Raw genomic sequence first — 13,230 nt, 5'->3', positions numbered from 1 at the left:
CGAGGCGTACCCAGCGTTTACCAACGATGGGATCGACGAGCTGAAAGAGCGGATCGCGGCCCATACGGCGGAAAGTGATCTGCTCCCGCCGAAACCGTAGCTCCCGCGTCCTTCACCGGATGGATACCTCAATACCGGGCCACCAACGCCACAAGCAGCTCATCGCGCGTCGCCATGCTCACTCGCCTCATCGTCACCCCACCGCCGAACCCACGTGGGCAGCAAATCAGATGCGGCAACGACCCAACGTCCGGGAGCATTTCAGGCGAGGCAATGCGAGGGAGTCCAGATGTCGCAGTCGAAGCCGCCTGAAGCGACCGGTGCCTCGGGGGCCGCCTGAGCCTCTGCTGCCGCTCTCTGTCCCGGAGATCAGGCACCAACTCGCCTAACACGTTCCTGCCTTTGCCCCCGTACGCGCGGTGCTGCTTGCATAATCGCTCTGGCGACGACGACATCAGACCGCCGCACGGGTGGCCCATCTTCGATCTCGTCAGAAAATGCAACTGTCGTACTAAGTCATTATCATTCCATCGGCGCCAAACTATAGTCTGTACTCCCCGCTTGGAAGCCATGATTATAATATGGATCGCCTCCCGCGATCTCGCCCCACCACCGATCAATCAGAATGGCGCGATCTCCCAAATCGTATCCGTTATTTTTTCTAGTAATGCTCTCGTGGTGTATGACGCGGGAGTTTCCTACAGATAAAATACGGTTACCCTTATCGCGGATTTTAAGGCAGAGATCGACATCTTGATAATGTTTCGCGAAGTCAGTAGAGAATCCTCCGATGTCAGAGAATAGTTCCTTCGGCAACATCAGACACGCGGCTGTTACTGCCGAAACTTCTCTTGCTACAGGAAGCGATCCGTTGTAGCCGTCCACATCTTCGGGGAAGGAACGCATGACATGGTCAGCCGTTCCTCGTGGCCCAAGGATGACCCCAGCGTGCTGAACAGTGCGATTCGGATACAGCAAAGTTGCTCCGACCGCGCCAATATCTTCATCCTCGAAAAACATAACAAGCTTCTTTAACCAGTCCGACTCAATGATTTCTGTGTCGTTGTTGAGGAATAAGACGAATTTACCTGATGCTGCCAATGCCCCCAGATTATTAGCCGCGGAATAGTTAAATCTCTTATCCGAATATCTGATTCGTTTCACCCTATAGTCTTCGAAAAACCCGAGGGCAACCGGATCAGTCGTGCGATTATCTACTAGAATGACCTCATAATTATCGTAATCAGTCATCGTAAAGATAGAATCCAAGCACCGGCCGACTATTTCACCCTGGTTCTTCGAAGGGATAATAATACTAATCCTCGGCTCAGCCGTCGCCCGAGAAGGCAAAAGTACCACACGGTGCGGAAGCGTAGGGTGGCTCTCGGCGATCCACGTCTTGTTCGTTCGCCGAAGATGGTCATTAACAACAGCTTCCTGCAGGGCGTTGATCCCTTGTTTTTCGTCGCCCTTTCGAGCCAGCGACCCCTCGATTGCTCGCCACTTATAAAGTATATTTGGAACATGACCTATCCGGTCTGTTTTCTCTGAGACACGAAGCAGAAAGTCAAAATCTTGTACGCCGTCATATTCATTGCGGAATAGCACGGTCTTGCACAACTCCGAACGAACCGCAAGCAAGTGACCAACATACATTACTCCCAAAGCATAGACCGGCGACCAAGTCGGCTTCAGGAAATGATGCTTCATAGCTCCTTGTTCATCAATCGTGCACTGATCAGAATACCAGACATCAAAGTCGGGCTTCTTCTCTATCTCATCAGCAAAACAGGACAGCGCATTCGATGTTAACTCATCGTCATGATCGACAAAGAGAATAAAGTCGCCTGTCGCAGCCTGCACCCCTGCGTTGGTTGCATCGGAAATTCCAACGTTGCGGGCGTTGACAATCAATTTGATCACGTTGTTGGGATCAGGCAGGCTGGCAATCACCTTTCTCGCCGTCCCTTTCCGCCCGCTGTCGTCAACGATAACGATCTCGTGTGGAAGGTAGGATTGATTTAAAATCGATTTAATGGCCTGGGTTAGCAACTTGGGAGGTGTGCGGTAGACTGGCATTACGACCGACAGACGCAGGCGCATGGAACTCTGCGATTCATGCGGCGGTGCGTGCGCGCCGCGATTTTTTGAAGTTATGTTTCTCAGACGGCGCCCTTTGAGAGCATCCAGCGTCTTCGCCACCACCTGATATTTAAACATATGCTTAACCACCTAATTTGTCTGGCTCCCGCGCCATCCAACCACTTGCATTGATTGGACCCGACGCATTGGAAAATTCTCGTATGGAGTAGTCCCTCTCCACCGGTTGTGTGCTTCGGCGGATAGGTAGTAGGTATCGGGATCAACTCGCGCCGATTGTATGGATCTAGTCGCGGCTTCCTCTGTGTAACCGAGTAGAGCCGAAAAAGTCTGATACATTGTCCAATGATATTCCGCGCCAGCGCCTAGCGCTACGTAATCAACCGCGTGTATTGTCGAGCCGTCCGGTTTTGTAAAATACCGTAGGGCTTGAGCTATATCTTGAAGCGAGGAGAGCGGAACATGCTCAATGACACTAATGGAATAACAACAGTCGATTGACCCGGGCGCGATAGCAACCAGATCGGTGGAGAACCAGTCGACAACATATTCGACCGACTTGTATGTGCGCCTGAAATGATCAATTTCTTTGGGACCGTTGCCGGCACCCTCGTAAGGATCAACAATGATCACTCTGTAACCTAATCGGCCAAGGAGATCGGCAACGATCGGTTCTCCCGCGCCAATTTCTAATAAAGTAGATCCAACAGGCTGAGTCGCCAAGATCGTCTTGAGGGTCCAAAACCTCTGGGAGTCCTTGAGGTCGTTGTTGTATATCATTAAGTCAGGGCATAGATCGAATCCGAGACAGTAGTCGCGAACCGTCCCATAAGATAGCCCCAACTCCGCCCCGAGTTCTGATAAAGCTCGTAGCTTAGCGAGAGACGCATCCGATACGATATTATGTGACATAGCAGCCTTCCGGATTGTCCACTAGATCAACTTTGTTCCGCCAGTGTGGCACTTGTTATAAAATTTCATTAGCGATTCGGCATTTAAAGCCCAATTAAAATTTGATATTGCAAATTCTCGTCCCGCTTTGCCTATTAACATCGATTGACCACTTTTTAGAAGGGTCTCGACTTTGTCTGCGATCTCCGTCGCGTCTCCTCGAAACAGCAGCAATGCATTTCTGCCATCATTTAGCCGCCGCCCGATATTGACAGCCGGCAGAATAACCGGCTTGCCCAATGATAAAAACTCTGGAAGTTTAGATGGCAGTCTATACGTGTTAAACTCATCGCATCCGCCGGGCTGTATGAAAAAATCGGCGAGCTTCAGCACCTCAATCATTTTACGTCGCGGTAAGACCCCCAGATCGATAACCCAGTCGCCATTTATGTAAGGAAAACTCGCGTCGTGCCGATCGAAGTAATCCCTACCGGTCCTAATTAGATTTATATTAAACCCCCGTCTTCGTAAAATTAGAATCGAAGTGTATAGTGAAAAGATGTCCCGATAATTCGCGGAATGCGTGTTCCCGTTGTAGACAGTGATAAGAGCGTCGTCGTCAATATATAGATCCTGTCTGAGCCGCTGCTGTTGCTCCTCCGCTATGTCGCAGGAGAATTGTTCAGCATCCACGCCGGGTTCAAGGATATGGGTGAGTTTTCCGTAAGGGGCAAACTTTAGCAGGCTTTCAACGATAGCCGATATTCCTACTGAGCGCTCCAAGAAGCTCCGCGCTTTATGCGGGTGGCTTAATGTGGCCGGCACAATCTCGTCTAACTGGCTTTCGGGCAATGACAAAAGTTTATCGACGCTAATTCCCAGCGAGGCTGCGAGAAGAACTTCCTCGTTGTCTTCCAAGTGGACCAAATAAGGTGATTTGGTCCGTTGCACGAGACGATTAACAAAATGCTGTACGTGGCCTCTGGGCGTCCAGGCATGTACAATTGCTTTCGGATCCGACGCAAAATCCACGACGCGACTTGGAAGGTCGTCGCTTGATAGGGGCATTTTTACAGTTTCGAAGCCGACAGGCCCGAAATCTGCTGCTGTGCTTCCATCGTTTTGGCCTACGACTAATACCTTCGCCCCTTGCTTGACCAACTCGTTTGCAAAGTGGGCGATGTGCCCTCCACTATTACTATTGAATAAGCCATAATTGACGAAGATGACATTCATTCGCTGGCGCTCCTGGAGAGTTCATCCATGTGACCTATCGACTGAATGCTCAGGGTTTCTATTGTAAACGAAACTTTCCTTGCTGTCGGATCTAGGCGAAATTCAACGACAGGACGACGAAGATCCAGGTACAAAATCAAATCAATCTCGTTTGACGTTAAAGGATATTTTGCAGATCGCTCTTCGGTGTACCCATCGCCGAAGTCAAAGAATATTTGTAAATAGTCGCCGTTGTATGCAGTTTTGGTCTTTTGATATTTTAAGGTAAACCGCATCTCGTATCGGCCGCTCGGTGTTCCTGATATATATATTTGCGGGTCGGAAGTTGTGGAATGAAATCGATTTCTCTCTCTCTTCAGATGGATTAATCGTGAAATGTCTCTCATTCTGGTACTTGAAGGTAGCTTTGCCGTCTCCGCTTCTGTTGTCGGTACCTCCATGACAATTGCGCTGTTATCGATCACCTTAACGGATCTTGTCTGTCCATGTTTGGCGGTAAGGAGCTTTTTGCTGGTTTTCTCTTGGAGGCTCCGCGTCAGACTCTGTAGCCTCTCCTGAGAAAATTGGGTTGGATCGAGATTGGCCTGAAACTCGGGGTCCGTCCAAATCGCGGTTATCAGGTCGCGCCAATTTTCAGCTTGGCGAACCCTAGTTCGCGCCTCGTTGCTTAGGGGAACCTCGGCTGATGCCCATTCACATAACCGCAGCGAAGGTTCCCCTATGAATCGCTGACTATTGCTCGATCCTCCGGTGACCAGTGGTAGTTCCACCTCGACTCGGAACTCGGCATTCGCAGAGAAAAACCGCAACAGTTTATTGGTCGTCTCGCCGGAGTAATGTCTGACTTCATGTGGGCCTAGCGGAAATCGCCCCAGTATTATTTGAATACAATTTCTCACCCTGGTGAATGCGACCAAATCATTTGATCGGTAATTTGGTTCTACAGTCATATCGCCCGATTATCTTTAGTCTCTAACGAAGGTATACCAAGTCATGTTCACGCCTGCTCAATCCCGAGCTCACGTTGTTTGTTGGCCTACCTCTTTATCCTAAAACCCGGGATGCCCCGCTGATCGTGGGATATAGGATGTTTGGCGGACGAGATTCGCAGCCCGACATAGAAGTACGCGCGGGACTTGGAGGAAGTCCCCTCGCCTGCATGAGAGGTATGACTGCCCTGCTTCTTTCCGGCGGGCTTCTACAAAGTTATGCCGACCAGCCCACGGACCCTGTCGGTAGGTCGCCGGCCCTGTGCTCGTGGACTGGCGGCAGATCTTCACGGACCGTAGTCGCGGTGGACGAAATTGGAGCCGGCACAAAGCGCTAAGCGAGCTTGCCTTTCCTGTGGCATTTTCGGCGCGAACAGGAGGCCGGAATCGTTCCGAAGGCATCTCAGTGCGCGTCAAGTCGCAGGGATGTAGCCCCGGCATTACGGTGCCGAGGCTGAAGGCAGCCGAAATGAACGAGCTGTCGACGTCGATCAAACCCATGGTGCGCATTCGATATGCGAAAGCCCTGCGGCTCGGCTGCATCGTCGAATGTTCGGCGCTCTTTGCCGCGACATGTCAATGGGTGCCGGCAACCGTCGGGCACATGGAATCGTTTTTGCAGGCGCACATGGCGCTGGCTTCGATCTGTCGTATACGCCGCGGATGCCGATAGACGGCTGACGCGAGGGTACCCCAACCGGTGGGAGTGGATGTCATTATCGATGCCGCGGCCGTGACGCCGGCACCGTGTCGAGTCGGATCAGGTGTTCGAGTCAGCGCGGGAAGCCATGCGTCTCATTAGGCATTAACGTGTGACCGTCCGGATATGGAGGATTGGCCGTGAATTAGCAGCTCGGCAAAGATCTTGACGTGCTCGTTTTCAATATTGTCGATCTTCTCTCGATAGTGAGTCTTGAGGGCGGATAGCTTTCTAATGTTCCATTTTCTGCAGTCTAGAAGCGCCCTCTGCATTCCAGGTAATTGCTCAAGCTGTCTTATAGAGCGTCTCAGGAGTCGAACAAACTGGGCATCTGGATGGGCGCAACATTGACTTGACAGCGAGGTAGCAAGGAAATGTTCCGCTTGATTCGGCTCGATCATCATGATTTTGTCGCTTTTATATAGCGGAAGATCTCCACCATTCCGGGAGCGTTTAATTGCAAATTCTTCCACAGATTTGAAAAGGTAGTGGGCAATATAGCACGGATCGCAAATTGGTCGGGTCGATAGAGCTTTGTACATTTTCTCAAGATTTGGCTCCCGGTCCGCAAATGAAACATAGTCGTTCCCGTCTGCTGCGATCAGCGGGGGTGCGTTGCGACGACCGGTTTGCGGCACGTGTGGTGAAGAACGTACGAATTTCTGAGGACGTATTATGCATTTGATGTGTGCATTGGCATGTTCCGCAAAGTAAATCTGATCGGCAGTAACTAATCCATCGAATTGTCCGGCGGACACAACTGAAGGTGACATATTCCGCCAATTAACGGCTACCGCATGGATCTTCTCAAATTGTCGTCCCTTTAAGTATTTTCTCATTGATCCGGGTTGAAGTTTCGGCGGACGAAAGAACTCGTCTGCATCCAGAACGGCACACCATTCGTAGTCCAAAATTCCCGTGCCTATCGACAGGGCATGTGCATAGGCCTTGTTTTGCGCAGACCCTCCAACTGGAACAATATTGTGGAATAATGTTATGTGCCCGGCCTGATGAAGAATCTCGAGAATATCATTTGATCCGTCTTCATTGTCGTTCGTGTAGATGAAGAAGTGTTCCACGCCGAGTAGCTTATGATAGGCGATCCACTCTAGTAGATATATGCCTTCATTTCTCACAGTCGAGAGCATACAAAGGCCGAGGCTTGGCGATATCAGCCGCCGAGAAGATCCTATCAGCGCCTGCCAAAAATTCGAACGGCCGTCACCCCACGAGTCGCTTTGCAGATCGTCGGTAGAAGGTCCTATCGATATAGGAGGGGGGGCGGCCTGCCGACAGAGCGCATTTCGTAGAGGGCCGAAATTGAACACACTTCTCGTTGGGCCTGCCCGCCGAAGGGCAGATGATCTGCAGAGATGTACAAGGCCGCTGGCGCGTCCGCTCTTATCCCGAACTGACCATTTCTGGGCGCTGACTCCATTCAACCACTGATCTCGTCGACGAGCTAAAAAATCCAGGGTTTTATCAGTTATCAAGTGATGACAATGCTGGATGGCGTGAAGTACATCATGGTCATCGTGCTTCAGGGCGCTTAGGAGGCTGTGCTCGATCGACGCATCGTTTAGTAAAGAGATCGCCTTTTCTGCGATGAGACTAACTGAGGAGCTTAACGGATACGGTTCTGCAGCGAAGAAGGCTTCCCACTCGTGCATCCCGAATCCATGGGCCTTGATGATGAAGCGCCCTCCTTCTTGTGGAATAGAAGCGATGTAGCGCCCGGATGAAGCGCTTTCTAGGGCAAAGCCGGAGATTTTAGCGTGTGATATCGGTGTGAGATCGAGTACGATGGGGTATAATTCGCCATCGCTTGGCATCAAGAAATTTGAAATCGTCCCGCTTCTAGAATCGAGAAATTCCACTAGCAAGAGTGCTGGAGCGATGGATCCTTCCTGTGCAGGTTGTAGGCTGCGATCGGATACATGTATGACGTGCCCGAATGCGTCCCTTAGGACAACAACGTTGTGGCCGTCTTTGCAGTTCATTTGTCAAACCACTGAAAATGGTTCCTATCCAGCCTGAAAATGTCATCTCTTGCAGGCTGCAAATCCGGCTTAAGTTCTTGAATGCATAGTAATCCCGCATTGGGCTTTCGTATTCGGCGGCCAAAATCTGCCTGTTGTTCCACCCGCTGGCGGCGGGGTCGATGGCCAGCAGTTGGTCGTTGCAGGCGGCGGCGTCGCTGGCCAGCGCGTAGGTCGGCAGGTGGCCATTCGGATACGCGCGCAGCCGTTCGCCCGGGGCGCCGAGGTCGAGGGCTGCCACCGGCAGGCCGGTACGGAGGGCCAGGGTCAGCACGTACGAGTAGGTTTCGGGCCAGATTGCCGGGAGCGGAACCAGATCGGCCGAAATCTTGGCCAGGAGGTCGGGTCTCATCGCCCGCCCGGCGGCCACCTATCTCGGCGATCTGGAGGGTCGCGCCCGATGACCTGTCGAGTGTCGGATCGTCGATCGAGTAGTGCCGCGTCTCACTCACGCCTGTCCGCTCCAGGCTGCTCGTGAGTGCCGGGTCGGAGAAGCCCACGATCGAGAACGGCAGTGGCAGCTTTCGGTCCTGCGCATCCATCGCCAGCGCCTGCAGGGACAGGCCGCCCTTCGTCGCGCTGATGGCGCCGAGCACCGCGACCTGCCGCACGCGCCCGGGCCGCGGCAGGGCGGTGTCACGTACGGCGCGCTCCGGCTCCAGATGCAGCCGCACCGTGATCGCCAGGTCCGGCTCGGCCCGGCGGCGCGCGATGAAGTTCAGGAATTGGTTGATGCCGGCCCGGGCGAGATGAGGGTGCCGGGCAAGGTACTCTCCGGAGGAGCAGTCAGGCCGAGGGTCGCGGCCCTCGCGCCAGCTCTGGACCAGGTAATCGCGCACCGGATCGGCCTTTAGCCCGTACCAGCTCACGGAAAAATCCGCGCCGGCATACGGAGTCAGCGCGGCGATCTGCTCCTCCGCGGTGGCGAGATTGTTGGCCGCCGGTAGACTGCCGCGCGCCACCAGCCGGACGAGCAGGTTGCTGCTCGCGCGGACTGAGCCCGGGTCCGCCCAGCGATAGTACAGGCCGTAGAGCTTCCTCAAAGCACCGCTCTCACTGCGATGCTCCTTTTACCTATCGGTGGCGCTGAACGCGTCGAGCATCGCCCGTGAGATGCCCTCGACCTGCCGAGCCCAACAGGACGATCCCCGATATGGAGCGTCAATATCCTGACGGTTGCACCGTGCGTCCTGACGAACGCGAAGACCTCATGAGCAGCGGGCTTAGAATCTGAAGCGCGGGTGAGCATACGTCCGCGGGGGCGAGAGGGTGGGCCGTCGCAATGAACGAGCGGATTGTCGGCGGCCCTGCCCTATCGGAACGCTCGCGCCGGGTAAATACTATGGCTCGGCGCTTGCGTACCGTGTGAGGCGGTACCGTCCTCGGCCTTCCAGCCTCAGGGGCCAGTGACGCGGTCTCAATCTCGGGGCGCTAACGGGGTGTTTCTGGCAACCGCGAGCAGAGGCGAGCAAATTCGTTCGAGATCTGCCCGTAAAGCTCTTGCTTAATGCCCTGGCCTCCCCCAAAGGACGCAGCGCTCGGCGCGAGGAGCAAGAGGCGGGTCCTCACCGTCACGCCAGCTATCCCCATCCCAGCAATCAACCGATTGCGAAAGCGCAAGTTTTTGATGGGGCGTGAGGGCGATTGCGCCGTGAGTAGACCGCTTCCGCAGGTTGCTCCGGTTCGGCAAAACATCGTCCCTATTCATCTCGCGATAGCTGAGCCTAGAAGGTGCGGTGAGCGAGGCATCGCAGCATAGACGTGATACCTGTCTGAGAGGCGCTGGCATGGACGTCATCGAGACCGAGATCCCGGACGTGAAGCGCATCGTCCTGAAGCGCTTCGGCGACGCGCGGGGCTGGTTCTCGGAGACCTTCCGGGCCGACACCCTGGCGCGGGCCGGCATCACCACGCCGTTCGTGCAGGACAACCAGTCCTTCTCGGCCCCGCAGGGGACTGTCCGCGGCCTGCACTTCCAGATCGCCCCGCGCGCGCAGGCCAAGCTGATCCGCGTGCTGCAGGGCGCGATCCTCGACGTCGCGGTCGATATCCGCAGCGACTCGCCGACCTACGGGAAGTACGTCGCCGTCACGCTCGACGCCGAGAACGGCGAGCAGCTCTACATCCCGCACGGCTTCGCGCACGGCTTCTGCACCCTGACCCCCGACGTCATGGTCGCCTACAAGGTCGACGACTACTACAGCCCCGATCACGACCGCGCGCTGTTCTGGAACGACCCGGCGATCGGGATCCCGTGGCCGGTCTCCGGCGAGGCGGCGATCCTGTCCGACAAGGATCGCCGGGCGCCCAAGCTCGCCGATCTCGGCCGCGTCTTCTGAAGAGCGCTTCCCGGCCGCAATTTTGTCACGACGGCCGGTCTTAGGCTGCCCCGGCTTTCTCAGTTCTCGATTGATCCGAAGAGGTAATCCGCCATGCGCATCCTGGTGACCGGAGGCTGCGGCTTCATCGGCTCGGCGCTGGTGCTGCACCTCGTCAACGATCTCGGCCATGACGTCTGCACCCTCGACGCGATGACCTACGCGGCCAACCCGGTCTCGCTGGCGCCGCTCGCCGACAACCCGCGCCATCGCCTGGTCGAGGCCGATATCTGCGACCGCGCCGCCGTGCAGAAGGCCTACGCGGACTTCAAGCCCGAGGCGGTCATGCACCTGGCCGCCGAGAGCCACGTCGACCGCTCGATCACCGATCCGGGCGCCTTCGTGCGCACCAACGTGATCGGCACGCAGACCATGCTGGACGGCGCCCGCGGGCATTACGAGACGCTGCCGGAGGCCGAGAGGAAGACCTTCCGGTTCCTCCACGTCTCCACCGACGAGGTCTACGGCTCGCTGCCGCCGGACGCGTTCTTCACGGAGGAGAGCCGCTACGATCCGCGCTCGCCCTACTCGGCCTCGAAGGCGGCCTCCGACCACCTCGCCCGCGCGTGGCACGAGACCTACGGCCTGCCGGTCCTGGTGACCAACTGCTCGAACAATTACGGGCCGCGTCACTTCCCCGAGAAGCTGATCCCGCTGATGATCCTCAACGCCCTCGAGGGCAAGAAGCTGCCCGTCTACGGCGACGGCCTCAACGAGCGCGACTGGATCCACGTGGAGGACCACGCCAAGGGCCTCGTGGCCGTGCTGGAGCGCGGCCGGATCGGCGAGACCTACCTGCTCGGCGGCCGCGCGGTGCGCAACAACCTCGCGGTGGTCAAGGCGCTGTGCGCGGCCTTCGACCGGCTGCGCCCGCAGGGCGCGCCGCACGAGCAGCTGATCAGCTTCGTGGCCGACCGCCCGGGCCACGACCGGCGCTACGCGATCGACTGCACCAAGGCCGAGACCGAGCTCGGCTGGCGCCCGCAGAAGACCTTCGAGCAGGCGCTGGAGGAGACCGTGGCGTGGTACCTCGGGAACGAGGGCTGGTGGCGGCCGATCCGCGAGGGCCGCTACAAGGGCGAGCGCCTGGGGCTCAACGGCTGATGGACGTCCTCGTCCTCGGCGGCGGCGGCCAGGTCGGCACCGAGCTGCAGGCCCTGACGTGGCCGAACGGCGTCACCGTCCACGCGCCGGGCCGCGCGGACCTCGACATCACCGACGCGGACGCCGTCGCGGCGGCGCTCGCCGCCCGCGCCTACCGGGCGGTGATCAACACCGCCGCCTACACGGCGGTCGACAAGGCCGAGTCCGACGTCGTCGCGGCGTGGCGCCTCAACGCGCTGGCCCCGGCGATCCTGGCGGCCGCGACCGCCGCCCAAGAAATCCCGCTGGTGCACGTCTCGACCGACTACGTCTTCGCCGGGACCAAGCCCGACGGGGCCTACGCGCCCGACGCGCCGATCGACCCGCAGAGCGTCTACGGTGCCAGCAAGGCCGCCGGCGAGCTGGCGGTGCGCACCGGCAACCCGCGCCACGCCATCGTGCGGACCGCCTGGGTGGTGAGCCCGCACCGGGGCAACTTCGTCAAGACGATGCTGCGGCTCGCGGGCGAGCGCGACGCGCTGACCGTGGTGAACGACCAGCACGGGTGCCCGACCTCGGCCGCCGACCTCGCCGCCGCGCTGGCGGCGATCGCGCAGCGCCTCGCCACCGACGCGACGGCGCCCACCGGCACGTTCCACTGCGTGAACCGGGGCGACACCACGTGGTGCGGCTTCGCCGAGGCGATCGTGGCGGGCTCGGCCCGGCGCGGCGGGCGCTCCGTGCCGGTCAAGGGCATCCCGACCTCCGCCTACCCGACACCGGCCCGGCGGCCGGCCAATTCGCGCCTGTCCACCGCCAGCCTCACGGCCGCCTACGGCATCGCGCCGCGGCCCTGGCAGGCGGCGCTCGACGACATCCTGGACCGGCTCGTCGGGCCGGTCTCAGAGGGAGTTTCCAAGCCATGAAGGGCATCGTTCTGGCCGGCGGATCCGGCACGCGCCTGCACCCGGCCACGCTGTCGATCAACAAGCAGCTCCTGCCGGTCTACGACAAGCCGATGATCTACTACCCGGTCTCGGTGCTGATGCTCGCCGGCATCCGCGAGATCCTGATCATCTCGTCGCCGGAGCACCTCGACAACTACAAGCGCCTGTTCGGCACCGGCGAGCAGTTCGGCCTCAAGTTCTCCTACGCCCTGCAGCCGCGGCCGGAGGGCCTCGCCCAGGCCTTCGTGATCGGGCGCGACTTCGTCGGCGACGACGACGTGGCGCTGATCCTCGGCGACAACCTGTTCTTCGGCGCCGGCATGGGCGAGCTCCTGGAGCGCGCCTCGGGCCGCAAGCAGGGCGCGACCGTCTTCGCCTACCACGTCGACAATCCCCAGGCCTACGGCGTCGTCAACCTCGACAAGTCGGGGCGGCCGACGAAGATCGTCGAGAAGCCGCAGAACCCGGAATCGACCTGGGCGGTGACCGGCCTGTACTTCTACGACAACCAGGTGCTCGACATCGCCGCCGACGTGAAGCCCTCGGCCCGGGGCGAGCTGGAGATCACCAGCGTCAACGAGGCCTACCTGCAGCGCGGCCAGCTGCACGTGGAGCGCATGTCGCGCGGCTACGCGTGGCTCGACACCGGGACCCACGACAGCCTGCTGGAGGCGAGCGAGTTCGTCCGCACCCTGCAGAACCGGCAGGGCCTTCAGGTGGCGTGTCTGGAGGAGATCGCCTACCTGCAGAAGTTCATCACCCGCGACCAGCTCGTGGCCCGCGGCGAGATGTTCGCCAAGACCGCCTACGGGCAGAACCTGCTGCGCCTCTCCCGCGAGGCTGAAGTGGAGCAGTACCTGCGCTAAA

Annotated in this window: 10 protein-coding genes; 4 read left to right on the top strand and 6 right to left on the bottom strand. The window is 58.0% G+C overall.

Annotated elements, in window-relative coordinates:
- Positions 1-522: 522 nt before the first annotated feature.
- From ACLBYE_RS15055 to ACLBYE_RS15030, 6 genes are all read right to left on the bottom strand, one after another.
- A complete protein-coding gene (locus ACLBYE_RS15055; RefSeq protein WP_447694782.1) occupies positions 523-2,232 on the bottom strand; it encodes a glycosyltransferase in 1,710 nt (569 codons plus the stop codon).
- Positions 2,233-2,880 carry a class I SAM-dependent methyltransferase gene (locus ACLBYE_RS15050; RefSeq protein ID WP_447694783.1) on the bottom strand — a complete coding sequence of 216 codons (648 nt, stop codon included), beginning with the start codon at positions 2,878-2,880 and terminating at the stop codon, positions 2,233-2,235.
- Positions 2,881-3,033: 153 nt separating this feature from the next.
- Positions 3,034-4,227, bottom strand: a complete 1,194-nt coding sequence (locus tag ACLBYE_RS15045) for a glycosyltransferase (RefSeq protein WP_447694781.1) — start codon at positions 4,225-4,227, stop codon at positions 3,034-3,036.
- Entirely contained in the window at positions 4,224-4,691 is a 468-nt protein-coding gene (locus ACLBYE_RS15040; RefSeq protein ID WP_447694780.1) for a hypothetical protein, read from the bottom strand. Before ACLBYE_RS15040 ends, ACLBYE_RS15045 begins: the two co-directional genes overlap by 4 nt.
- Before the next feature lie 1,323 nt (positions 4,692-6,014).
- Positions 6,015-7,793, bottom strand: a complete 1,779-nt coding sequence (locus ACLBYE_RS15035; protein ID WP_447694779.1) for a glycosyltransferase family 2 protein — start codon at positions 7,791-7,793, stop codon at positions 6,015-6,017.
- Between the two features lie 119 nt (positions 7,794-7,912).
- Positions 7,913-8,998: a hypothetical protein gene (locus tag ACLBYE_RS15030; RefSeq protein ID WP_447694778.1), complete on the bottom strand. Its 1,086-nt coding sequence runs from the start codon at positions 8,996-8,998 to the stop codon at positions 7,913-7,915.
- Positions 8,999-9,742: 744 nt separating this feature from the next.
- Here ACLBYE_RS15030 and rfbC point away from each other — a divergent pair.
- The 4 genes from rfbC to rfbA all read left to right on the top strand — a co-directional run bounded on the left by rfbC (position 9,743) and on the right by rfbA (position 13,229).
- Positions 9,743-10,294: a dTDP-4-dehydrorhamnose 3,5-epimerase gene (gene rfbC, locus ACLBYE_RS15025; protein ID WP_447694777.1), complete on the top strand. Its 552-nt coding sequence runs from the start codon at positions 9,743-9,745 to the stop codon at positions 10,292-10,294.
- A gap of 93 nt (positions 10,295-10,387) precedes the next feature.
- Positions 10,388-11,437 (top strand): dTDP-glucose 4,6-dehydratase, encoded by a 1,050-nt coding sequence (gene rfbB / locus ACLBYE_RS15020; protein ID WP_056534093.1) that lies wholly within the window; start codon positions 10,388-10,390, stop codon positions 11,435-11,437.
- Entirely contained in the window at positions 11,437-12,342 is a 906-nt protein-coding gene (rfbD, locus tag ACLBYE_RS15015; protein WP_447694776.1) for a dTDP-4-dehydrorhamnose reductase, read from the top strand. Before rfbB ends, rfbD begins: the two co-directional genes overlap by 1 nt.
- Positions 12,339-13,229, top strand: a complete 891-nt coding sequence (rfbA, locus tag ACLBYE_RS15010) for a glucose-1-phosphate thymidylyltransferase RfbA (RefSeq protein ID WP_447694775.1) — start codon at positions 12,339-12,341, stop codon at positions 13,227-13,229. The genes rfbD and rfbA overlap by 4 nt, the downstream gene beginning before the upstream one ends.
- The last annotated feature ends 1 nt before the right edge of the window (position 13,230 follow it).

This window comes from Methylobacterium sp. A52T, from assembly GCF_053346095.1.
This window is presented reverse-complemented; position numbering and strand designations above follow the sequence as displayed.

Bases quoted from the DNA above. Each gene is read 5' to 3' on its own strand.
- rfbA (WP_447694775.1), top strand. From the start codon at position 12,339: ATGAAGGGCATCGTTCTGGCCGGCGGATCCGGCACGCGCCTGCACCCG.
- rfbD (WP_447694776.1), top strand. From the start codon at position 11,437: ATGGACGTCCTCGTCCTCGGCGGCGGCGGCCAGGTCGGCACCGAGCTG.
- rfbB (WP_056534093.1), top strand. From the start codon at position 10,388: ATGCGCATCCTGGTGACCGGAGGCTGCGGCTTCATCGGCTCGGCGCTG.
- ACLBYE_RS15050 (WP_447694783.1), bottom strand. From the start codon at position 2,880: ATGATATACAACAACGACCTCAAGGACTCCCAGAGGTTTTGGACCCTC.
- rfbC (WP_447694777.1), top strand. From the start codon at position 9,743: ATGGACGTCATCGAGACCGAGATCCCGGACGTGAAGCGCATCGTCCTG.
- ACLBYE_RS15045 (WP_447694781.1), bottom strand. From the start codon at position 4,227: ATGAATGTCATCTTCGTCAATTATGGCTTATTCAATAGTAATAGTGGA.